The organism is Pseudomonas sp. GW821-FHT02A08, assembly GCF_059422045.1.
Genome location: NZ_JBWKWD010000009.1, coordinates 43,738 through 65,155 on the forward strand (window position 1 = coordinate 43,738; position 21,418 = coordinate 65,155).

Consider the following 21,418-nt stretch of genomic DNA (forward strand, 5'->3'; position numbering starts at 1 on the left):
CTAGACGGTGATCGCAGCGAGTCGAGAAAAGGTCGGGGGCAAAAACGATACCGGATGATACAGCGGATGGCTCACTGATAACCCCGTAGGCATTTTTACCGGCAGCGGCTAGGGCGCGCAAACCTCCGACAATGTGTAAGCCTTATCCTCGGAACACGATAAATCCCCTACAAAGCCTGTCCATTTCAGCCGTCTTGTCCCGCAACGCCATGCCCTTCTATAGTTTCCGGCGCGGCCGAAAACAGTGTCTCGGCCTGCCCGGGAACACTTGCCGATTTCGCACAGGACCCACTCGATGAAAAAAACCGACACGCTGACAGCACGCTATCACCCGCTAAAGACCCGCTACAGTGAAACCCCCGTGCTGGTCATCGATACCGAGGCCGACCCCTTCGAGATCCTCGACGCCGCCCGACAACGCATCCGCGCCGCCAGCGACTTGCTCGAAACCCTTTACTGCACCTGTTTCAAACAGGCCGAAGCGAGCGACATCCCCAAGATCGTCGGCGCCCTGTACCTGCTGACCCAGGACGGCAACGACCTGCTCGACATCGCCCGCCAGCGTTTGCCGAAACACGTTGCTTGTCCCACCACAATTCCCTGTGGGAGCGGGCTTGCTCGCGAAGAACGATAACGCGGTCCCGTTGAGGCCATATAAATGCAAGAAAATTCGCTGTGGATATCTCCGTCAGCAACGACCTATGCAAGCTTCGGCAAGGTCCTACAAAACAAGACACCTTCTCGGCTATCGATGACCAGTCACTCAATCCTATAGTCCGGGCTGTCGTTGCCAAATCAGCGACTCGGGCTTGGTCACCCGATGGAACACATAAACGCGTCCGTTGTATGCTGCCGGCACTCAAGTGTCTGCACGCTTTATGGTGGCTGTGTTTGGGACGCCTTCGAGCGTGCCGGTTTTGTGTGTTCTCCCGGTTGACCAACCCGAACACAGTCCGCCTCCCATCGCTTGGTCACGATGGCGGTGGTTTCATCCAAAGCATTTGAGAATACATAAAATGAAGAAATGGAACCCGTTCACCAACGAACGCTATCTCCCACTCCACACCAATCTCACCGAATCACAGCCCCTGATCATCGACACAGAGGCCAACCCCCAAGACATCCTCGACGCCGCCCTCCAGCGCATCCGGGCCTCCAGCGAATTGCTGCAAACCCTGCACTGCCAATGCTTCAAACACGGCGACCTCGAAGACATCCCGCACATCACCCACGCGCTCTACCTGCTGACCCAGGATGGCTGCGACCTGCTCAAAGTCGCCCAGCAACGAATGCTCAACTGGAAAGCCCCGGTCTGACGTTGCGTGAAGAACAGTTCGCCATCGACTTCGTCGACTACGATGCCTATCGTTACTTCCAGCCTGAAGGCTTTGATGTGTTTCTCAAGCGACGGGCGAAGGGGCGTGGCGATAAGGTTCCACTGACTATCGAAATGCTTTACCAAGCGATAAAAGCGCAACGCTGGGATACGCGAAAACTGGAAGGGATCAGTTGAGCGCGTAAATGCCATTATTCTGGCGGTTTGAAGCTTTTTCAGTTGGAATAATGCTAGCTGCGCCTCACATCGTCCGAATCGCACCCACAAAAAAGCCGCCCCGAGGGGTAATGCCAATCAGTTAAGCGAACCCAGACGCTACGCCTTCCTTGTAGCAGCTGCCGAAGGCTGCGTCCGGCTGCGCAGCAGTCGTAAATCCGGCTTGCACGATCTCTATGACGTACCGCGAAGTCTGATTTTACGACTGCTGCGCAGCCGGACGCAGGCTACGCCAGCTGCTACAGATTGCGTTGTGGCTCAACTGATCGGCATTACCCCGAAGGGCGGCTTTTTCGTTAGCTCAAACCAGCACTTACAACTTAGGACCCGCAGCCTTGATCGCGTCGCTCACTTCGAACTTCTTGAAGTTCTCGATGAACAGGCCGGCCAGTGCTTTGGCGGCTTCGTCGTAGGATGGCTTGTCGGCCCAGGTGTTGCGTGGGTTCAGCAGGCCAGTCTCAACGCCCGCTACGGCCAGTGGCACGTCGAGGTTGATGGTGTCCAGGTGCTCGGTCTCGGCACCGATCAGCGCGCCGCTCTGGATCGCTGCGATCACGGCACGGGTGGTCGGGATGTTGAAACGTTTGCCGACGCCATAGCCACCGCCGGTCCAGCCGGTGTTGACCAGGTAGACCTTGGAGCCGAAGCCGCGGATGCGCTTGATCAGCAGCTCAGCGTATTCACCGGCCGGACGCGGGAAGAACGGTGCGCCGAAGCAGGTGGAGAAGGTCGACTTGATGCCGCTGCCCGAACCCATTTCGGTCGAACCGACCAGCGCGGTGTAACCGGACAGGAAGTGGTAAGCCGCTTGTTCTTCATTGAGGATCGACACTGGCGGCAGCACGCCGGTCAGGTCGCAGGTCAGGAAGATCACAGCGTTCGGCTCGCCACCGAGGTTCTTCTCGGAGCGCTTGGCAACGTGCTCCAGCGGGTAGGCGGCGCGGCTGTTCTGGGTCAGGCTGACATCGGCGTAGTCAGCGTGCTTGGCATCGTCGATAACGACGTTTTCCAGTACCGCGCCGTGCTTGATGGCTTTCCAGATAACCGGCTCGTTCTTCTCGGACAGGTCGATGCACTTGGCATAGCAACCGCCTTCGATGTTGAACACAACGCCTTCGCCCCAGCCGTGCTCGTCGTCACCGATCAGGTAACGGCTTTCGTCGGCCGACAGGGTGGTTTTACCAGTGCCGGACAGACCGAAGAACAGGGTCACGTCGCCTTCTTCGCCGATGTTGGCGGCGCAGTGCATTGGCAGTACGTCGGCAGCCGGCAGCAGGAAGTTCTGCACCGAGAACATGGCTTTCTTCATTTCACCGGCGTAACGCATGCCGGCGATCAGCACTTTCTTCTGTGCGAAGTTGATGATCACGCAGCCGTCGGAGTTGGTGCCGTCACGCTCTGGCACGCACTCGAAGTTGGCAACGTTGAGCACTTGCCACTCGTCACGACCCGCCGGGTTGTACTGAGCCGGGTTGATGAACAGGCAACGGCCGAACAGGTTCTGCCAGGCAGTCTGGGTGGTCATCTTCACGGCCAGGTAGTGCTCGGAAGCCGCACCTACATGCACGTGGGAAACGAAATGCTCTTGCGCGTTGTTGAATGCCTCAACGCGAGCCCACAGGGCGTCGAACTTGTCGGCCGGGAACTTGCGGTTGATCGGGCCCCAAGCGATGGCGGCCTGGGTGCTTGGCTCTTCAACGATGAAACGGTCTACTGGCGAACGGCCGGTACGGTGACCGGTACGAACAACCAGTGCGCCGGTATCGGCAAGCTCGCCTTCACCGCGGTTGAGGGCTTCTTTAACCAGATCATCAACACTCAGATCGGTGTACACGGCATTGTTGGCTTGCGTCATGAGGTTCCCCGTCGGCCAGTGGCCGAGTGCTCCAAACGTTTTTGTAGTAGAAAGTCGTGCACTACTACCGCGAAAAAAGTGGGCCGGATTATGCCAGAAAAGCCCAAAAAGAGTAGGCCCCTCCTGTCGTAACGGCGTTAATCCGGCGCAAGGCAGTGAATTTACCTGCGCTGAACCGTTTTAGTGACGGGTATCTGACGGCGTCTCGATACCCGCGCCGGCGAACAATTGAGTGACATCGGCCGCGTCGAACAGGTAGCGCTGGTTGCAGAACTGGCAATCGATTTCAATGTTGCCACCGTGTTCGACCGCCAGTTGCTGCGCGTCTTCCATACCCAGACTGACCAGCGCATTGGCCGAACGTTCGCGCGAGCAACTGCAGCGGAAGCGCAGCTTCTGCACATCGAACAATCGCACCTGCTCGTCGTGGTACAGGCGATGCAGCACGGTTTCGTTGTCCAGGCTCAACAGCTCATCGGCGGTCAGCGTACCGCCCAGGGTGGTGATGTGCTGCCAGCTGGCGGCGCGTTCGTCTTCGTCTTTCAAGCGGTCGGCCGGCAGTTGTTGCAGCAACAGGCCACGGGCACGACGACCATCGGCGCAGAGCTTGATGCGGGTGCCAATCTGCTGGGACATGACGAAGTAGTTGGTGAAGCAGTCGGACAACGTTTCGCCATCCAGGTCGACGACGCCCTGGTAGCGCTGGCCCCGTTTCGGGTCGACGGTCAATGTCAGCGAGCCGTCCGGCATCAAGTCGGCCAGGGTAGCGTCGGGGGCAATGCGGTCGGCCTCGTAACGGGCCAGGCCACGGATGTCGCGCTCGCTGGAGCACTCGATCATCAGCAGCGGGATCGGGCCTTCGGAGCGGGCTTGCAGAATCAGCAAGCCATCGAACTTCAACGTGCCCACCAGCAACGATGCGGCCGCCATCAACTCGCCGAGCAGTTGCGCGACCGGCTGCGGGTAGGCGTGCTTGGCCAGGACTTCGGCGTAGCTGAGCTCCAACGAGACCAGCTCGCCACGGGTGTCGCTGTCATCGAAGATGAAGCGTTGGGTGAAGTCGTTATCCGCGTGATCGGTCATATGTCTGGGTATCTGAAGTAGTGAAAATGGTTACAGGAAACAGGAAATTGACCTTGCGCCACCCCTCGGGTGCGCAACGTTCAGCCATGAAAGGCATTTTATGAACAATCCGGGCCTGATCCAAGCAAGGTGGAACAAGCGCTGATGGGTTCCTGGGCGTTTCCCGCTCTGCACTGCCGGCAATGTGGTTATGGCCTACAGGTCAGAGACTGTGTGTGATTTTCGACGAGCGGCGATATCGTCCATGCGATGCACAGCTGGCCAGGCACAGATATGGATGCGCAGCGGGTCAATTGCAAGTCTTGACCTGAAGGCGCGGTGAAACCTGGCGAGTGCGCGGCACTCGCCCGAGCAATATCTGTATCAGTCGTCGTTACTGCTGCCACGAAACTTGAACAGATCCCGTCGCTGTTTTTTGCTCGGCTTACCGTCGGTACTCACGCCCAGGGCTCCGGCCTTTCTTTGCGCCGCGGCTTCTTCGCGCTTGGCGATGCTGGCCAGGGTTTCGGCATACAAGGTTTGCGCCTGCGGTGCGCCGCGACGAACGATCGACAGTGCCAGGACCACAACCGTGCGCTCCTCGAATCCGGTGCGAATCACGAACTCATCGCCAATACGTGGCTCCTTGCCCGGCTTGCAGCGTTCACCCCGGCAATGCACCTTGCCGCTCTCAATCGCCGCCTTGGCCAGGGCGCGGGTTTTGTAGAATCGTGCAGCCCACAACCATTTATCGAGGCGGACTTTGTCGTCCTCTTCGTTTTTTTGTGCCATGGAATTTCCTCATTCTGAAATATTGGTGAACTGTACTACCGTTTCTGACGTACCAAGAATTTCACCGGCCCGGATTACAATGCTGACATTCCATAACCTCCCTGGGAGGCTGGAAATCCGGGCCGTAGATATCTGTCGCCTTTTAATCATTATTCTGCGTGAATACCGCGAATCCGGCCGCATGCGGCCCGAGCGGTTTCTACCGGTTGAGCACTATTGAAGACATTTGACCATTTGACCGTTGTCGGTCTGCGCGAGTGGGTGGCGCTCCCGGATTTGGGAGTCGCCGGCCTTCGGGCAAAAATCGACACCGGTGCCAGCACCTCAAGCCTCCACGCCACCGAAATCGAGCCGTTCGAGCGCGATGGTGAGCAGTGGGTACGTTTTACCGCCCACCTGGGTTCCGTCGTACAACTGCGCCACCGACGCTGCGAAGCACCGCTGGTGACGATGAAAACCATTAAAAGCTCAAACGGTCACGCGCAGGTGCGATACGTGATCAGCACCACCCTGGCCCTTGGTGATCGGGTCTGGCGGGTCGAGTTCACGCTCGCCTGCCGCAAGTCCATGCGTTATCGCCTGCTGCTCGGCTCCAAAGCCCTGATCCACGGCCAGTTGGTGGTCAATCCGGGCATCAAGTATGTACAAGACAAGCCGGTGTTCCCGGTATCTACCTCCTCCACAGGTGTTGCATGAAGATCGCTGTGCTGTCGCGGAATCCGCGTCTGTATTCCACCCGTCGTCTGGTCGAAGCCGGTACCGAGCGTGGCCATGAAATGGTGGTGGTCGACACCTTGCGCGCCTACATGAACATCGCCAGTCACAAGCCGCAGATCCACTACCGCGGCAAACCGCTGGAGGGTTTCGATGCGGTGATTCCACGGATCGGTGCATCCGTGACCTTTTATGGCTGCGCAGTGCTGCGCCAGTTCGAAATGATGGGGGTATTTCCGCTCAACGAATCGGTGGCCATTGCCCGTTCCCGGGACAAGCTGCGTTCGCTGCAATTGTTGTCCCGTCGCGGGATCGGCTTGCCGGTGACCGGGTTTGCCCACTCCCCCGATGACATTCCCGACCTGATCGAAATGGTCAACGGCGCGCCGTTGGTGATCAAGGTGCTGGAAGGCACCCAAGGCATCGGCGTGGTGCTGTGCGAAACCGCCACGGCGGCGGAGTCGGTGATCGAGGCGTTCATGGGCCTCAAGCAGAACATCATGGTTCAGGAGTACATCAAGGAGGCTGGCGGGGCGGACATTCGCTGCTTCGTCGTCGGTGACAAGGTGATTGCAGCGATGAAGCGCCAGGCCAAGCCCGGCGAGTTTCGCTCCAACCTGCATCGCGGTGGCAGCGCGAGCCTGATCAAGATCACCCCGGAAGAGCGCATGACGGCGTTGCGTGCGGCGAAGGTCATGGGGCTGGCGGTGGCAGGCGTCGACATCCTGCGCTCCAATCACGGGCCATTGGTGATGGAAGTGAACTCGTCGCCGGGGCTGGAAGGGATCGAGACCACCACCGGGAAGAACGTGGCGGGGATCATCATCGAGCATCTGGAGAAGAATGGTGGACCGAATATGACTCGGACCAAGGGCAAGGGTTAACCCTGGTTTTTGTGGTGGCCGGGAGGCCGCCTTCGCGGGCAAGCCCGCTCCCACAGTGATCTTCAGTGGACATACAATTTGTGTTCAACACGATCACTGTGGGAGCGGGCTTGCCCGCGAAGGGGCCTTCAGCCCCTCCGCAAAATCCTGTTTTTAAACAGCATCCCGCGGCAACATCAACCCCAATGGCAACCGCACCCGCGCTTCCAGCCCACCACCCGAGCGGTTACGCAGCTCAACGTTGCCGCCATGCATCGAAGCAATTCGCTTCACGATTGCCAGCCCCAACCCGGTACCCTTGCCACCCCGGGCACGGTCACCCCGGGTGAACGGGTTGAAAATCGCCTCCAGCTCCGAAGGATCGATCCCGGCACCGCGGTCCATGACACTCAGCACTACATACGGTGCGCTGGTGTCCCCGGACACATACGCCGCCACCTCCACACCGCTACCGGCATGATGCAGCGCGTTGCCGATCAGGTTGTTCAGCAGTCGCTTCATCGATACCCGACGCAGCGGAAACGGCTGGATAGGCTCCAGGCGCAATCGCACTTTTTCTTCGGTCTGGTTATACGGCGCGGCAACTTCACGGACCAGGTCACTCAGGTCAACCTCTTCCACCGACTCGTCGCGCCCGTCACGAATGAACGCCAGGAACTGATCGAGAATCGCGTCCATGTCTTCGATGTCGCGCACCATGTCATCGGTCAGGTCGGTGTGATCGCCCATCAGTTCCAGGGACAGGCGCAAGCGGGTCAGCGGCGTGCGCAAATCATGGGAAACCCCGGCCAGCATCAGTTCACGTTCGCGACCGGCCTGTTCGACGTCTTCGGCCATCTGGTTGAAGGCGCGGTAAACCTCGGTCATCTCACTCGGCGTATCGCTGATCGGCAGGCGCACGCTACGGCCCTGGCCAAGTTGCCGCGCTGCATAGACCAGACGCTTCAAAGGTTGATTGAGCTGACTGACGAAAATCCAGGCCGAAGCGGTGGACAGCAGACCAATCGCGAGAAACCAACCCAGCACGTTCCAGATTTTCTGACCGCGCAGCGGATGGGGATAAAGCGGTACTTTCAGCCAGCCATCCCCCAGGCTTGGCGCCCGCACCCACAGCGCCGGTGGCGAATGCATGCGCAGCCGGACTTCAGTGTCGGCACCCAGCTCCGCCTGCATCTGCCGCTGGTAGATCTCGCTGTAAGGCCAATGTTGTTCGCCTTCCGGCACACCGGCACCCACCACCCGGATCAGGGTCGCGGACTCGGCGATCTTGGTGCGGTTTTCTTCATCGGCAGCCCAATAGGCACGCAGCGTCAGGGCGACACCGTGGCTGTATTGGCGGTCCACCAGCACGTCTTCGTTCATCAGCAGATAAACCAGGGTCAGTGCCTTGGAGAAGAGTACGACGATGAGCACCAGCCAAAGGGTGCGGGAGAAGAAGCTCTGGGGAAACCAAACGGGGGTTTTCATGGATAACCGTTCAACACTTGCAGGAGCGAGCGATGCTCGCATATTGCGGATCGCGAGTCTGCGGACGGGATCGTTTGATCCGCTGTCCGCATGACCCGCTCCTACAAATCGCCAATCACTTGGTGGCGGTACCATCCGGTACAAACACGTAACCCACGCCCCAGACAGTCTGGATGTAACGCGGTTTGGACGGATCGGGCTCGATCATCCGGCGCAGACGGGAAATCTGCACATCGATGGAACGCTCCAGGGCATCCCACTCGCGACCACGGGCCAGGTTCATCAGTTTGTCGCGGGTAAGCGGTTGACGGGCGTTCATCACCAGGGCCTTGAGTACAGCGAACTCACCGGTGGTGAGCATGTGCACTTCTTCGCCGCGCTTGAGCTCACGGGTAGCCAGGGACAGCTCGTAGTCACCGAAGGTCACGCTTTCGTCTTCGCTACCCGGGGCGCCCGGAACCGGAGCCGACTGGCGACGCAATACCGCCTTTACGCGAGCCATCAGCTCATCGGGGTTGAACGGCTTGGCCAGGTAATCGTCGGCGCCCAGTTCCAGGCCCTTGATGCGGCTCAGCTCATCGCCCTTGGCGGTGAGCATGATGATCGGAATCTGGTTGTTCGCGTTGCGCAGGCGGCGGCAGGCGGTCAGGCCGTCTTCGCCGGGCAACATCAGGTCGAGTACGACCAGGTTGAACACTTCGCGCGCCAGCAGGCGATCCATTTGCTCGGTGTTCGGTACGGCGCGGGCGCGGTAGCCCTTGCTGACGAAAAAACGCTCCAGCAGGCTGCTGAGCCCCGGATCGTCGTCAACGATAAGAATTTTTTCGCCTTCAGCAGTTTGTGCAGTGCTGCTCATTGGATGCTCCTTTGATCTCGGCGCGCATTATGGCGTAGCTGCCGTTATACGCACCGTGTGCATTGTTAGCAGATTTTTCCTCCAGCGCCAGAAAACCGGCCATTGCGCCTGCAACCCGCGATGTCCCCGAATGCCGGAACGCTGGTTATAATGCGCGGCCTTTTGTGTCAGGCAACATCAGACAGGTACTACAGGCGGGCACCATTTATTTTCATGGCGTCGGCAGTAATTGTTCGATTTCACGGGTCAACGGGATACCTTTTGATCCAGGTAGCGGCGCAGGCCAGGCCGCTCAACCAGACTCGCCCAGGCCCTATCTCTGCGCCTGCGAGCCTGCTTTCACAATTTGTCAGGTGGTTTTATGGACAGCATCAACAGCCGCATCGCCGAGGAACTCGGTGTACGCCCACAACAGGTCGAAGCGGCCGTCGCGCTACTCGATGAAGGCTCTACCGTTCCCTTCATCGCCCGTTACCGGAAAGAAGTGACCGGCAGCCTCGACGATACGCAATTGCGTCATCTGGAAGAGCGCCTGCGCTACCTGCGAGAACTCGACGAACGGCGGATCAGCATCCTCGCCAGCATCCAGGAGCAGGGTAAGCTGACCCCGCAACTTGAGCGCGACATCAAGCTCGCCGACACCAAGACCCGTCTCGAAGACTTGTACCTGCCGTACAAGCAGAAGCGCCGCACCAAGGGCCAGATCGCCCTGGAAGCCGGCCTCGGCGAGCTGGCCGACGGCCTGTTCAACGACCCGTCCCTGAGCCCGGAAGCCGAAGCCGCACGTTTCATCGACGCGGAAAAAGGCGTGGCCGATGTGAAGGCAGCCCTCGAAGGCGCCAAGTACATCCTGATGGAACGCTTCGCCGAAGACGCCGGCCTGCTGGACAAGCTGCGCAACTACCTCAAGCAGGAAGCCACCCTCAGTGCCCGCGTGATCGCCGGCAAGGAAGAGGAAGGCGCCAAGTTCCGCGATTACTTCGAACACGACGAACCGCTCAAAAGCATGCCGTCGCACCGCGCGCTGGCGATTTTCCGTGGCCGCAACGAAGGCATCCTCAGCTCCGCGCTGAAAGTCGGCGACGAACTGCCGGGCACCATGCACCCGTGCGAAGGCATGATCGGCCAGCAGTTCGGTATCCAGAACCAGAACCGCGCCGCCGACAAATGGCTGGGCGAAGTGGTGCGCTGGACCTGGAAGGTCAAGCTCTACACCCACCTGGAGACCGATCTGCTGGGCGAACTGCGCGATGGCGCGGAAACCGAAGCGATCAACGTATTCGCCCACAACCTGCACGACCTGCTGCTATCGGCCCCGGCCGGCCCGCGCGCCACTCTGGGCCTCGACCCGGGCCTGCGCACCGGTTGCAAGGTCGCCGTGGTCGACGCCACCGGCAAGCTGCTGGATCACGCCACGGTTTACCCGCACGTACCGCACAACAAGTGGGACCAGACCCTCGCCGTGCTCGCCGCCCTGTGCGCCAAGCACTCGGTGGACCTGATCGCCATCGGCAACGGTACCGCCAGCCGCGAAACCGACAAGCTGGCCGCTGAACTGATCAAAAAATACCCGGCCATGAAAATGACCAAGGTCATGGTTTCCGAGGCCGGTGCATCGGTTTACTCGGCATCGGAATTGGCTTCCAGGGAATTCCCGGACCTCGACGTGTCGATCCGTGGCGCCGTGTCGATTGCCCGTCGCCTGCAAGACCCGCTGGCTGAGCTTGTGAAGATCGATCCGAAATCCATCGGCGTCGGCCAGTACCAGCACGACGTGTCGCAGCTGAAGCTGGCCCGTGGCCTGGATGCGGTGGTCGAGGACTGCGTGAACGCCGTCGGCGTGGATGTGAACACGGCGTCCGTGGCGCTGCTGGCACGGATTTCCGGCCTCAACGCGACCCTGGCGCAGAACATCGTCAGCCACCGCGACGAGCATGGCGCGTTCAAGACCCGCGCTGCGCTGAAGAAAGTCGCGCGCCTCGGTGAAAAAACCTTCGAACAGGCGGCGGGATTCCTGCGCGTGATGAACGGCGACAACCCGCTGGACGCCTCCGCGGTACACCCGGAAGCCTATCCGCTGGTACAACGCATCGCCGCCGAGACCGACCGCGACATTCGCTCACTGATCGGCGACAGCGGTTTCCTCAAGCGCCTTGATCCGAAGAAATTCACCGACGAAACCTTCGGTCTTCCGACCGTTACCGACATTCTCCAGGAGCTGGACAAGCCAGGACGCGACCCGCGTCCCGAGTTCAAGACGGCCGAGTTCCAGGAAGGCGTCGAAGACCTCAAGGACCTGCAACCGGGCATGATCCTCGAAGGCGTGGTGACCAACGTGACCAACTTCGGTGCCTTCGTCGATATCGGCGTGCATCAGGACGGTTTGGTGCACATCTCCGCACTTTCGGAGAAGTTCATCAAAGATCCTCGCGAAGCAGTGAAGGCCGGTGACGTGGTGAAAGTGAAGGTCATGGAAGTCGACATCCCGCGCAAACGCGTTGGCCTGTCGATGCGCATGAGCGACACCCCGGGCGAGAAAATCGACGGCGCTCGCGGCGCGCGTCCGGGGTCGGCGCCACGCCAGTCCCAGAACACCGCACCGCGCAAGGAAACCACGGCAGCGGCCCCGAGCAACAATGCCATGGCTTCGCTGTTCGCCAATGCCAAGCAGTTGAAAAAGCGCTGATGGACATTCCCGCCGGGCTGACCGAAAGCGCGTTTTTCAAGCTGCTGGGCTGCCGCCTGCACAGTCTGGAAACCGGGGTGGCGCAAGTCGCCCTGGCGCTGGAACCGCAGCTGCGCAATCGCGGCGGCAAGCTGCACGGCGGGGCCTTGTTCAGCCTGGTGGACATTGCCATGGGGCTGGCCTGTTCCAGCACCCACGGCTTTGACCAGCAGAGCGCGACCATCGAGTGCAAGATCAACTACATCCGCGCCGTCTCTGACGGCGAGGTGATGTGCACGGCGCGGGTGATCCACCCGGGCCGCCGCACCTTGGTGGTCGAGGCCGATGTGGTGCAGGGCGACAAACTGGTCGCAAAAGCACAAGGCACGTTCGCTGTCCTGTAGCTAGTCGTCATCAAATTGAGTTAATTTCGGCGCTGTGATCGCAGCGTCGAGCTTTTCTGTGGGAGCGGGCTTGCCCGCGAAGAGGGAGTGTCAGTCAACCTCAAGTCGTCTGACACACCGCCTTCGCGGGCAAGCCCGCTCCCACAGGGATTGCGTTTCCTTCGCGTGCATCTGCCAGATTCAAGGATTGAAGTCGGCGGTTCCAAAGGGGCTTTGAGAGCCCGAAAAACCAGGCGAAAACGCCAGTTTTAACTTCACCCTTGTAGACCGTCTTGCCCACCCCCATATTGGGGCGACTGACGCGTGAAGGAATCCAACTTGAGCGAACTTCTCAACCGCCGCCTGGCTCTGCTCGGCGAGCGCGCTAACCTCTCTCTGCTCGAACAGTGCCTTCACGGCATCGAACGTGAATGCCTGCGCGTGACCGATGAAGGTCGCCTGGCGCAAACGCCGCACCCGGAAGAATTGGGTTCCGCGCTGACCAATGAACAGATCACCACCGACTATTCCGAGTCGCTGCTGGAGTTCATCACCCCGGCCCTGCCCGATCCTGCCGATACGCTGGCGAGTCTGGACAGCATTCACCGCTTTGCATACAGCAAGCTCGGCAACGAGTACCTGTGGAGCCCATCGATGCCGTGCCCGTTGCCGGCCGAGGAAGATATCCCGATCGCCTATTACGGCACGTCCAATATCGGGCAGCTCAAGTACGTCTACCGCAAGGGCCTGGCCCTGCGTTACGGCAAGACCATGCAATGCATTGCCGGCATCCACTACAACTTTTCCCTGCCGGAAAAACTCTGGCCGTTGCTCAAGGAAGCCGAAGGCTTTGTCGGCACCGACCGCGACTTCCAGTCGTCGTCCTACATCGCGCTGATTCGCAACTTCCGCCGCTACAGCTGGCTGCTGATGTACCTGTTCGGTGCTTCACCCGCACTGGACGCCGGCTTCCTGCGCGGTCGTTCGCACCAGTTGGAACAACTGGACCCGCAGACCTTGTACCTGCCGTACGCCACCAGCCTGCGCATGAGCGACCTGGGTTACCAGAGCAACGCCCAGGCCGGCCTGACGCCGTGCTACAACGATCTGAACAGCTACACCGACAGCCTGCGCAAAGCGGTGGCCACGCCGTATGCGCCGTACGTCGAAGTCGGCACCCACCAGGATGGCGAGTGGGTACAGCTCAACACCAACATTCTGCAGATCGAAAACGAGTACTACTCCAACATCCGCCCGAAACGCGTGACCTACACCGGCGAGCGCCCTATCCAGGCGCTGATGGCCCGTGGCATTCAGTACGTCGAAGTACGCTGCCTGGACATCAACCCGTTCCTGCCGATGGGCATCGACCTTGCCGAGTCGCGCTTCCTCGATGCGTTCCTGCTGTACTGCGCGCTCAATGACAGCCCGCTGCTGACCAACACCAGTTGCGGCAACGCGACCTCGAACTTCCTCAGCGTGGTCAAGGAAGGTCGTCGTCCGGGCCTGCAACTGCAACGGGATGGCCAGCCGGTTGACCTGAAGGAATGGGCCGGCGAGCTACTGGAAAAAATCGCGCCTCTGGCGGCGATGCTCGACCAGAGCCATGGCGGTGATGCCCACAGCAAGGCGCTGGACGCCCAGATGGCCAAGGTCCAGGACCCGTCCCTGACGCCGTCGGCCCAGGTATTGGCAGCGATGGCCGAACACAAGGAAAGCTTCGCCCGGTTCTCCCTGCGCCAGAGCCAGGCCCATGCCGAGTTCTTCCGCAGCGAGCCGTTGGCGCCGGAGGAACAAGTGAAGTTTGAAGAGCGGGCGCGTTCGTCGCTGGCTGAGCAGGCTGAGCTGGAGCAGAACGAAGTCGGTGATTTCGATGTGTTCGTCGGGGCGTACCAGGCGAGCATTCTGGCTATCAGCAACTAAGCGTCAAATACAGGTTCCTGTGTGGGAGCGGGCTTGCTCGCGAATGCAGAGTGTCAGGCGACTTTACTGTGACTGACATACCGCTTTCGCGAGCAAGCCCGCTCCCACAAAGGGAATGATCGGCTGCGCTCCCCCAGAGTTTTCCTCTCATAAGCTAATTCTAAAAAGTTATTTATTTTCGAATTCTTAGATCATTTAGTCTCTTTCTCACGCCGACACTCGGTCGCCTGACAAGGAGCTTTCTGATGAAACTGACTTTCCCTCTACGCTTGCTGGCGGCCGCGTCCTTGGCTACCGCGAGCTTTTTTGCCCAGGCGGCCGACTTCACCGTCGCCTACCAGACCACCGTTGACCCGGCGAAAGTCGCCCAGGCTGACGGCGCTTACGAAAAGGCCACCAAGGCCGATATCAGCTGGCGTAAATTCGACAACGGTGCCGATATCATCGCCGCCATCGCCTCCGGCGACGTGCAGATCGGCTATCTCGGCTCCAGCCCCCTGACCGCCGCGATCACCCGCAAAGTCCCAGTGGAAACTTTCCTCATCGCCACCCAGATCGGTGCCGCCGAAGCCTTGGTCGCCCGGGACGGTTCCGGGATCAAGACCCCGCAAGACCTGATCGGCAAGAAAATCGCCGTGCCGTTTGTATCCACCGGCCACTACAGCCTGCTGGCCGCGCTGAAGCACTGGAACATCGATCCATCGAAAGTGACCGTCCTCAACCTGGCTCCGCCCGCGATCATTGCCGCCTGGAAGCGCGGTGACATCGACGCCACGTACGTGTGGGATCCGGCCCTGGGGGTCGCCAAGGAAAACGGCAAGGTACTGATCACCTCCGGCGAGCTGGCCAAGTTCGGCGCACCGACATTCGATGCCTGGATCGTGCGCAAGGATTTCGCCGAGAAGCACCCGGGGATCGTCACCGCGTTCGCCAAAGTGACCCTGGACGCCTACGCCGATTACCGCAAAGACCCGCAAGCCTGGCTCGCCAACCAGGGCAACGTCGACAAGCTTGTAAAACTGTCTGGCGCCAAGGCCGGCGACATTCCATTGCTGCTGCAAGGCAACGTCTACCCGCTGGCGGCTGACCAGGTGCTCACCCTCGGCGCGCCGACCACCAAAGCCATCACCGACACCGCGGCGTTCCTCAAGGAACAAGGCAAGGTCGAGGCGGTACTGCCGGACTACGCGCCGTACGTCAGCGCCAAGTTCATCACCAACTGATCGGGAGTCAATGCGATGGCTTTGCTTGAGCTGGAGCGCATCAGCGCACAGTACCCCGGCAACCCGGAATCGGTGTTGGCGGATATCTCCCTGAGCCTGGGGCCCCGGCAATTGCTGGTCGCCCTCGGCCCGTCCGGCAGTGGCAAGACTTCGCTGTTGAACCTGATTGCCGGTTTCGTCGAGCCCAGCGCCGGACGCATCACCCTCGACGGCGTGACCGTCAAAGGCCCGAGTGCCGAGCGCGGCGTGGTGTTCCAGGACGACGCGCTGCTGCCATGGCAAGACGTGCTGGCCAATGTCGGCTTCGGCCTTGAACTGGCCGGTATCGCCCGGAACAAGCGCGAAGCTCGCGCCCGGGAAATGCTTGCCCTGGTCGACCTTTCAGGCTTTGAACAACGCCGCATCTGGCAGCTTTCGGGCGGCCAGAAGCAGCGTGTCGGCCTGGCCCGCGCCCTCGCCGCCGATCCACGCGTGTTGCTAATGGACGAACCTTTCGGCGCCCTCGACGCCTTTACTCGCGAGCAGATGCAGGAACTGTTGCTGCAAGTCTGGCAACGCACCGCCAAACCGGTATTCCTGATTACCCACGACATCGAAGAAGCCGTGTTCCTCGCCACCGACCTGATTCTGTTGGCGCCCAACCCAGGGCAAATCGTCGAGCGTCTGAGCCTCGATTTCGGTCAGCGTTATGCCGCCGGCGAGTCGGCCCGCTCGATCAAGTCCGACCCGGGTTTTATCGAAACCCGCGAACACGTACTCGCCAAAGTGTTCTCCCAACGCAGCGCCGCCCAGCGGCAGGAGCGCGCATGAGCAGCTACGAAATTCCCGTCACAGCGATAACACCAGGCTCAGTCGTGATTCCGGCAAGTCGCCGTTTGAGCACTCGATGGATCAGTGTGCTGACACTGGTCGTTCTCGTTGCTGTTTGGTGGGCCGTGACGGCGACCGGCTTGATCGAGCCGCTGTTCCTGCCACCACCGTCCGCCGTGCTGCAAAAAGGCTGGCTGTTGGCGACCTCGGGTTACATGGATTCAACCCTGTGGCAGCACCTCGGCGCGAGCCTGAGCCGCATCGGCCTGGGCCTCGGCTTTGCGATTCTCACCGCCGTGCCGGTGGGAATCGCCATCGGCGCCAACCGTATCGCCCGTGGTGTGCTCGATCCGCTGATCGAGTTCTACCGGCCGATTCCGCCGTTGGCTTATCTGCCGCTGATCGTGATCTGGTGCGGCATCGGTGAGTTGTCAAAAGTGCTGCTGATCTACCTCGCGATCTTCGCTCCGATTGCCATCGCCACCGCCACCGGTGTGCGCACGGTCGACCCGGCCAAATTGCGCGCCGCGCAGTCGCTGGGCGCAACGCGCGTGCAGTTGATTCGCCACGTGATCTTGCCCAGTGCCTTGCCGGACATTCTGACCGGTGTGCGCATTGGCCTCGGCGTGGGTTGGTCGACGCTGGTCGCCGCCGAATTGATCGCCGCCACCAGCGGCCTGGGCTTCATGGTGCAATCGGCCGCGCAGTTTCTGGTCACCGATGTGGTGGTACTGGGGATTCTGGTGATTGCACTGATCGCTTTCGCGATGGAAATGGGCCTGCGCAAATTGCAGCGCAAACTGGTGCCGTGGCACGGCCAGGCCCACTGAAATCATAAATGTGGGAGCGGGCTTGCTCGCGAATGCAGAGTGTCAGGCGACTTTATTGAGACTGACACACCGCTTTCGCGAGCAAGCCCGCTCCCACAAAAAGCGCACCCGAATTGAAGAGAACAACCATGAGCGAGTTGACCATCACCCCTTTAAGCTCGGCCCTCGGTGCACAGATCAGCGGCATCGACATCAGCCAGCCGCTGAACCTGGAACAACGCGATGCCATCGAGCAGGCCCTGCTTCAGTATCAGGTCCTGTTCTTTCGCGACCAGCCGATCACACCACAGCAACAGGCGCGATTCGCCGCCAATTTCGGCGACCTGCACATTCACCCGATCTACCCGAATGTGCCGGAGCAACCCGAAGTGCTGATCCTCGACACCGCCGTCACCGACGTGCGCGACAACGCGATCTGGCACACCGACGTGACCTTCCTGCCGACCCCGGCCATGGGTGCGGTGCTCAGCGCCAAGTTGCTGCCGGAGTTTGGCGGCGACACGTTATGGGCCAGCGGGATTGCCGCGTACGAGGCCCTGTCTGCGCCGCTGAAAACCTTGCTCGAAGGCCTGACCGCCACCCACGATTTCACCCGTTCGTTTCCGCTGGAACGCTACGGCAACACGCCAGAGGCGCTGGCCCAATGGGAAGAAGCACGGCGCAAGAATCCGCCGCTGTCGCACCCGGTGATCCGCACGCACCCGGTCAGCGGGCGCCGCTCGCTGTTCGTCAACGAAGGCTTCACCTCGAAGATCAACGAACTGTCGGAAACCGAGAACGAGGCGATTCTGAAGTTCCTGTTTGCCCATTCGACGCGGCCGGAATTCACCATTCGTTGGCGTTGGCAGCAGGATGACATTGCATTCTGGGACAACCGCGTGACCCAGCATTACGCGGTGGACGATTACCGGCCGGCGCGGCGGGTGATGCAGCGGGCGACGGTGTTGGGGGATGTGCCGTTTTTTTCGGTGAGTCCCTGACATCTTCATTGCCTGTTCTGGCCTCTTCGCGGGCAAGCCCGCTCCCACAGGTTCAGCGGTGTTCACAGGATTTGTGTACGACACGGGTACTGTGGGAGCGGCGGTGCGGCGATCCGACTTGCCCGCGAAGAGACCAGAACAGGCATCAAAAATCCCGTGCCGATCACTTACTCCGCAGTCGAAGGCTTCTCCCAAAGATTGATCCCGCCCTCCTGGGCAAACCGGTCAATTTCCGCCAGCTCCTGCGCACTGAAGCTCAGGTTCTTCAACGCCCCGACATTCTCGATGATCTGCTCCGGCCGGCTCGCGCCAATCAATGCCGAAGTGACCCGAGGATCGCGCAGGGTCCACGCCAGCGCCAGTTGCGCCAGGCTCTGGCCACGACGCCTGGCGATTTCGTTGAGTGCCCGCACCTGGGCAATGTTGGCCTCGGACAAATGCGATGCCTGCAACGAACCACCGCCCGGACGGTTGACCCGTGCATCCGCCGGTACGCCGTTGAGGTATTTGTCGGTCAGCAAGCCCTGGGCCAGCGGGGTGAAGGCGATCACACCGGTGCCGAGTTCGTCGGTGGTGTCCAGCAGGTCTTTTTCCACCCAGCGATTGAGCAGGTTGTAGGCCGGCTGGTGAATCAGCAGAGGCACTTTCCACTCTTTGAGCAACGCCGCCATTTCGCGGGTTTTCACCCCGGAGTACGAAGAGATGCCGATGTACAACGCCTTGCCCTGCTGCACCGCAGTCGCGAGTGCGCTGGCGGTTTCTTCCAGCGGGGTATCCGGATCAAAACGGTGGGAGTAAAAGATGTCGACGTAGTCCACGCCCAGGCGTTGCAGGCTCTGGTCGAGGCTGGCCAGCACGTACTTGCGCGAACCGCCGCCCTGTCCGTAAGGGCCGGGCCACATGTCCCAACCGGCCTTGCTGGAAATGATCAGTTCGTCGCGGTACTGCTTGAAGTCTTCACGCAGTAAACGGCCGAAGTTGATCTCCGCGCTGCCGTACGGCGGGCCGTAGTTGTTGGCCAGGTCGAAGTGGTTGATGCCCAGGTCGAATGCCGTGCGCAACAACGCGCGCTGGGTATCGATCGGCGTGCTGTCGCCGAAGTTGTGCCACAGGCCCAGCGACAGTGCCGGCAGCACCAGGCCGCTGCGGCCCACGCGGCGGTAGGGTATGGAGTCGTAGCGGTTTTCCGCAGCGGTGTAAGTCATCGAATCCTCTCTTGTCGGTCTTGAATCTGGTATCGACTGCTTCGCCAGTCGCCCAGCATACGCCCGGACAAACGCCAGAAAACCCCGGATTCGACTAATGGCTGAAACGTTTCAGATATTTCCCTGCCAACAATCTACCGTGCCCCCGAAAACACCTCCCCCAACCAGTCCACAAACACCCGGACCCTGGGCGACATGTGTCGGTTGTGCGGGTACAGCACCGAAACCGGCATCGATGGCGGTGGTGTGTCGACGAGGACTTCCTGCACCAGGCCTTGGGAAATCTGCGTTTCCATCCGGTAGTGCGGGCACTGGATCAGGCCCAGCCCGGCAATCGCCGAGGCGGCGTAGATTTCTGCGCCGAACACCGAGACCGCACCGTCGATGGCCACCTCCTTGACTTCACCGTCCACCATGAATTCAAACGGGAACAACCTGGCCGTCGTGCGCGAAACGTAGTTCACCGCACGGTGCCGGCTCAGGTCGGCAAGGCTTTTCGGTTCGCCGTATTTGCGCAAATAGGCGGGGCTGGCGCAGGTGATCTGACGCAGGTTGGCAATACGCTTGCCGATCAGCGTGGAGTCGCCCAATGTTCCTGCGCGCAACACGCAATCGATACCTTCAGTGATCAGGTCGACCTGGCGGTCAGCCTCGCTGATCGACAGGTCGATGTCGGGATAACGCGCCATGAATTGCGGCAATGCCGGGATCACGAAGTGCTTGGCCAATGTCCCGTGCAAGTCCACCCGCAGCCGCCCCTTCGGTGCCACACCGCGAAACGCCAATTCCGCTTCTTCCAGCTCTGCCAGCAGTTGCACGCAACGCAGGTAGTAGGCCTCGCCATCCAGCGTCGGACGCACTTTACGCGTGCTGCGCTCCAACAAACGCGTACCGAGCCAGGCCTCGAACTGATTCAAGGTGTGGGTCAGTGTTGCGCGTGGCAGGTTCAGGTCATCGGCAGCCTGCGTGAAGCTGCTGCGCTCGTAGATCCGCACAAAAATCTTCATCGCTTTGACTTGGTCCACAGCTCACTCCAGGCACTCGATTGTTGGCGATTATTGAACAGTCAAGGCAACTCTCGTGCATTTATCGGCCTGAGTAAACATGTGAAATTGGCTTCACACCCCATCGACAGGAACACCAACATGACTCATCAAACTCCGAAAGTTGCCATAGTGACCGGCGCCTCCCGCGGCATCGGCGCGGTCATCGCCAAACAATTGGCCAGCGAAGGTTTCGCCGTTGCCATCAACTACGCCAGCAGCGCCACCGAAGCCTCCAGACTGGTGGTGGAGCTGCGTCAGGCCGGCCACCAGGCCATAGCGATCAAGGCCGATGTGGCCAATGCCGACGACGTGCGCCGGATGTTCGACGAGACAGAAACCCAACTGGGCAATGTCGATGTGTTGGTGAACAACGCCGGCATCCTCAAAGTGCTGCCACTGGCGCAACACAGCGACGAGCTGTTCGAGCAGAACTTCAACATCCACGCTCGCGGTACCTTCAATACCCTGCGTGAAGCGGCGACCCGCCTGAACAGCGGTGGCCGGATCATCAACTTCTCCAGCAGCACTGTCGGCATGAACCTGCCGGGCTATGCGGTGTACATCGCCAGCAAAGCGGCAGTGGAATCCCTGACCCGGGTATTCGCCAAGGAAATGCGCGGGCGCAACATCACCGTCAATGCGGTGGCACCCGGGCCGGTGGCGACTGAGTTGTTTTTGCACGGCAAGAGTGAGGAGCAGATTCAGAATTTCGCGAAGATGGCGCCGCTGGAGCGTCTCGGTCAGCCGCAGGATATTGCCCGAGTCGTGTCCTTCCTCGTCGGACCGGATTCGGCGTGGGTCAACGGGCAGGTTTTGCGGGTCAATGGTGGATTGGTTTAACTATGCTCAGACAGACACCGCGATAGCGGTTTGTCAGGCAAAAAAATCCAGCGGAAGCACACACCATGCACACCACCATCATCATCACCTTCGGCCTGATCCTCCTGGCGCTGATGCTCTACATCGGCGAGAAAATCGGCTTCACCCGCCAGACCCTGGCCTACGGTTTTATCCTGCTGTGGCTGGCGCTGACGCTGATCAACGGCGCAGTCGGCATTGTGCATGCCGGCCAGCCATTGAGCACCGAACTGGTGGTCGGCAGCGCCGTGTTCGGTGTCCCGGTGGCGGCGCTGGTGTTGTTCATGGTGCTGACCACCGAGACATGAAGGCC

Annotated in this window: 20 protein-coding genes and 1 pseudogene; 14 read left to right on the plus strand and 7 right to left on the minus strand. The window is 60.4% G+C overall.

All coding sequences use genetic code 11. The annotated features are described in order from the left end of the window. The first annotated feature begins 295 nt into the window (after window positions 1-295). The 3 genes and pseudogenes from AC07W4_RS09050 to AC07W4_RS09060 form a co-directional block, all read left to right on the plus strand. On the plus strand, window positions 296-634 hold the full coding sequence (locus tag AC07W4_RS09050; RefSeq protein ID WP_495032203.1) for a hypothetical protein: 339 nt from the start codon (window positions 296-298) through the stop codon (window positions 632-634). Window positions 635-1,016: 382 nt separating this feature from the next. Beyond that, window positions 1,017-1,316 (plus strand): hypothetical protein, encoded by a 300-nt coding sequence (locus AC07W4_RS09055; protein ID WP_495032204.1) that lies wholly within the window; start codon window positions 1,017-1,019, stop codon window positions 1,314-1,316. Window positions 1,317-1,324: 8 nt separating this feature from the next. Beyond that, window positions 1,325-1,513 (plus strand): annotated as a pseudogene (locus AC07W4_RS09060) (DUF1493 family protein); the annotation flags it as partial. A 352-nt stretch (window positions 1,514-1,865) separates the two neighbouring features. Here the strand turns inward: AC07W4_RS09060 and AC07W4_RS09065 are convergent. The 3 genes from AC07W4_RS09065 to AC07W4_RS09075 all read right to left on the minus strand — a co-directional run bounded on the left by AC07W4_RS09065 (window position 1,866) and on the right by AC07W4_RS09075 (window position 5,261). Beyond that, window positions 1,866-3,407 (minus strand): phosphoenolpyruvate carboxykinase, encoded by a 1,542-nt coding sequence (locus tag AC07W4_RS09065; RefSeq protein ID WP_495032205.1) that lies wholly within the window; start codon window positions 3,405-3,407, stop codon window positions 1,866-1,868. A 180-nt stretch (window positions 3,408-3,587) separates the two neighbouring features. After that, window positions 3,588-4,490: an Hsp33 family molecular chaperone HslO gene (gene hslO / locus AC07W4_RS09070; protein WP_495032206.1), complete on the minus strand. Its 903-nt coding sequence runs from the start codon at window positions 4,488-4,490 to the stop codon at window positions 3,588-3,590. A 363-nt stretch (window positions 4,491-4,853) separates the two neighbouring features. Further along, window positions 4,854-5,261, minus strand: coding sequence for an RNA-binding S4 domain-containing protein (locus AC07W4_RS09075; protein WP_008045331.1), 408 nt, complete (start codon window positions 5,259-5,261; stop codon window positions 4,854-4,856). Between the two features lie 216 nt (window positions 5,262-5,477). Here AC07W4_RS09075 and rimB point away from each other — a divergent pair, with 216 nt between their 5' ends. Beyond that, window positions 5,478-5,957 (plus strand): retropepsin-like aspartic endopeptidase RimB, encoded by a 480-nt coding sequence (rimB, locus tag AC07W4_RS09080; protein WP_007983163.1) that lies wholly within the window; start codon window positions 5,478-5,480, stop codon window positions 5,955-5,957. Next, window positions 5,954-6,859 carry a 30S ribosomal protein S6--L-glutamate ligase gene (rimK, locus tag AC07W4_RS09085; protein WP_007972871.1) on the plus strand — a complete coding sequence of 302 codons (906 nt, stop codon included), beginning with the start codon at window positions 5,954-5,956 and terminating at the stop codon, window positions 6,857-6,859. The genes rimB and rimK overlap by 4 nt, the downstream gene beginning before the upstream one ends. Window positions 6,860-7,012: 153 nt before the next feature. On the opposite strand, the gene AC07W4_RS09090 is transcribed toward rimK, so the two are convergent. Together AC07W4_RS09090 and ompR are read right to left on the minus strand one after the other, a co-directional pair. Continuing rightward, on the minus strand, window positions 7,013-8,326 hold the full coding sequence (locus tag AC07W4_RS09090; protein WP_008045336.1) for an ATP-binding protein: 1,314 nt from the start codon (window positions 8,324-8,326) through the stop codon (window positions 7,013-7,015). Between the two features lie 115 nt (window positions 8,327-8,441). Beyond that, window positions 8,442-9,182 (minus strand): osmolarity response regulator transcription factor OmpR, encoded by a 741-nt coding sequence (gene ompR, locus AC07W4_RS09095; RefSeq protein WP_007972873.1) that lies wholly within the window; start codon window positions 9,180-9,182, stop codon window positions 8,442-8,444. Between the two features lie 361 nt (window positions 9,183-9,543). Here ompR and AC07W4_RS09100 point away from each other — a divergent pair, with 361 nt between their 5' ends. From AC07W4_RS09100 to tauD, 7 genes are all read left to right on the plus strand, one after another. Beyond that, window positions 9,544-11,868, plus strand: a complete 2,325-nt coding sequence (locus AC07W4_RS09100; RefSeq protein ID WP_495032207.1) for a Tex family protein — start codon at window positions 9,544-9,546, stop codon at window positions 11,866-11,868. Then, window positions 11,868-12,251, plus strand: a complete 384-nt coding sequence (locus AC07W4_RS09105; protein WP_008045340.1) for a PaaI family thioesterase — start codon at window positions 11,868-11,870, stop codon at window positions 12,249-12,251. The genes AC07W4_RS09100 and AC07W4_RS09105 overlap by 1 nt, the downstream gene beginning before the upstream one ends. Before the next feature lie 318 nt (window positions 12,252-12,569). Continuing rightward, a complete protein-coding gene (gshA, locus tag AC07W4_RS09110) occupies window positions 12,570-14,153 on the plus strand; it encodes a glutamate--cysteine ligase (protein ID WP_495032208.1) in 1,584 nt (527 codons plus the stop codon). A gap of 245 nt (window positions 14,154-14,398) precedes the next feature. After that, window positions 14,399-15,376 carry a taurine ABC transporter substrate-binding protein gene (tauA, locus tag AC07W4_RS09115; protein ID WP_495032209.1) on the plus strand — a complete coding sequence of 326 codons (978 nt, stop codon included), beginning with the start codon at window positions 14,399-14,401 and terminating at the stop codon, window positions 15,374-15,376. 15 nt (window positions 15,377-15,391) lie between these two features. Continuing rightward, window positions 15,392-16,186 (plus strand): taurine ABC transporter ATP-binding subunit, encoded by a 795-nt coding sequence (gene tauB / locus AC07W4_RS09120; protein ID WP_495032210.1) that lies wholly within the window; start codon window positions 15,392-15,394, stop codon window positions 16,184-16,186. Continuing rightward, entirely contained in the window at window positions 16,183-17,016 is an 834-nt protein-coding gene (gene tauC / locus AC07W4_RS09125; protein ID WP_495032211.1) for a taurine ABC transporter permease TauC, read from the plus strand. The genes tauB and tauC overlap by 4 nt, the downstream gene beginning before the upstream one ends. Window positions 17,017-17,144: 128 nt before the next feature. After that, window positions 17,145-17,996, plus strand: a complete 852-nt coding sequence (gene tauD, locus AC07W4_RS09130; protein ID WP_495032212.1) for a taurine dioxygenase — start codon at window positions 17,145-17,147, stop codon at window positions 17,994-17,996. Between the two features lie 167 nt (window positions 17,997-18,163). On the opposite strand, the gene mgrA is transcribed toward tauD, so the two are convergent. Continuing rightward, complete coding sequence (gene mgrA, locus AC07W4_RS09135) at window positions 18,164-19,201, minus strand: L-glyceraldehyde 3-phosphate reductase (protein ID WP_495032213.1); 1,038 nt, start codon at window positions 19,199-19,201, stop codon at window positions 18,164-18,166. A gap of 134 nt (window positions 19,202-19,335) precedes the next feature. Beyond that, a complete protein-coding gene (locus AC07W4_RS09140; protein WP_008045352.1) occupies window positions 19,336-20,226 on the minus strand; it encodes a LysR family transcriptional regulator in 891 nt (296 codons plus the stop codon). 120 nt (window positions 20,227-20,346) lie between these two features. Between AC07W4_RS09140 and AC07W4_RS09145 the strand changes: the two genes are divergently transcribed. Both AC07W4_RS09145 and AC07W4_RS09150 read left to right on the plus strand, forming a co-directional pair. Then, the gene (locus AC07W4_RS09145) at window positions 20,347-21,087 is read left to right on the plus strand and encodes an SDR family oxidoreductase (RefSeq protein WP_495032214.1); all 741 of its coding nucleotides are present in this window, start codon (window positions 20,347-20,349) and stop codon (window positions 21,085-21,087) included. Window positions 21,088-21,152: 65 nt separating this feature from the next. Continuing rightward, entirely contained in the window at window positions 21,153-21,413 is a 261-nt protein-coding gene (locus AC07W4_RS09150; RefSeq protein ID WP_008045355.1) for a hypothetical protein, read from the plus strand. Window positions 21,414-21,418: the final 5 nt, after the last annotated feature.

What these genes read in the sequence shown, in the direction of transcription:
- AC07W4_RS09050 (WP_495032203.1), top strand. Translation starts at nt 296, where the DNA reads ATGAAAAAAACCGACACGCTGACAGCACGCTATCACCCGCTAAAGACC.
- AC07W4_RS09055 (WP_495032204.1), top strand. Translation starts at nt 1,017, where the DNA reads ATGAAGAAATGGAACCCGTTCACCAACGAACGCTATCTCCCACTCCAC.
- AC07W4_RS09065 (WP_495032205.1), bottom strand. Translation starts at nt 3,407, where the DNA reads ATGACGCAAGCCAACAATGCCGTGTACACCGATCTGAGTGTTGATGAT.
- hslO (WP_495032206.1), bottom strand. Translation starts at nt 4,490, where the DNA reads ATGACCGATCACGCGGATAACGACTTCACCCAACGCTTCATCTTCGAT.
- AC07W4_RS09075 (WP_008045331.1), bottom strand. Translation starts at nt 5,261, where the DNA reads ATGGCACAAAAAAACGAAGAGGACGACAAAGTCCGCCTCGATAAATGG.
- rimK (WP_007972871.1), top strand. Translation starts at nt 5,954, where the DNA reads ATGAAGATCGCTGTGCTGTCGCGGAATCCGCGTCTGTATTCCACCCGT.
- AC07W4_RS09090 (WP_008045336.1), bottom strand. Translation starts at nt 8,326, where the DNA reads ATGAAAACCCCCGTTTGGTTTCCCCAGAGCTTCTTCTCCCGCACCCTT.
- ompR (WP_007972873.1), bottom strand. Translation starts at nt 9,182, where the DNA reads ATGAGCAGCACTGCACAAACTGCTGAAGGCGAAAAAATTCTTATCGTT.
- AC07W4_RS09100 (WP_495032207.1), top strand. Translation starts at nt 9,544, where the DNA reads ATGGACAGCATCAACAGCCGCATCGCCGAGGAACTCGGTGTACGCCCA.
- AC07W4_RS09105 (WP_008045340.1), top strand. Translation starts at nt 11,868, where the DNA reads ATGGACATTCCCGCCGGGCTGACCGAAAGCGCGTTTTTCAAGCTGCTG.
- tauA (WP_495032209.1), top strand. Translation starts at nt 14,399, where the DNA reads ATGAAACTGACTTTCCCTCTACGCTTGCTGGCGGCCGCGTCCTTGGCT.
- tauB (WP_495032210.1), top strand. Translation starts at nt 15,392, where the DNA reads ATGGCTTTGCTTGAGCTGGAGCGCATCAGCGCACAGTACCCCGGCAAC.
- tauC (WP_495032211.1), top strand. Translation starts at nt 16,183, where the DNA reads ATGAGCAGCTACGAAATTCCCGTCACAGCGATAACACCAGGCTCAGTC.
- tauD (WP_495032212.1), top strand. Translation starts at nt 17,145, where the DNA reads ATGAGCGAGTTGACCATCACCCCTTTAAGCTCGGCCCTCGGTGCACAG.
- mgrA (WP_495032213.1), bottom strand. Translation starts at nt 19,201, where the DNA reads ATGACTTACACCGCTGCGGAAAACCGCTACGACTCCATACCCTACCGC.
- AC07W4_RS09145 (WP_495032214.1), top strand. Translation starts at nt 20,347, where the DNA reads ATGACTCATCAAACTCCGAAAGTTGCCATAGTGACCGGCGCCTCCCGC.
- AC07W4_RS09150 (WP_008045355.1), top strand. Translation starts at nt 21,153, where the DNA reads ATGCACACCACCATCATCATCACCTTCGGCCTGATCCTCCTGGCGCTG.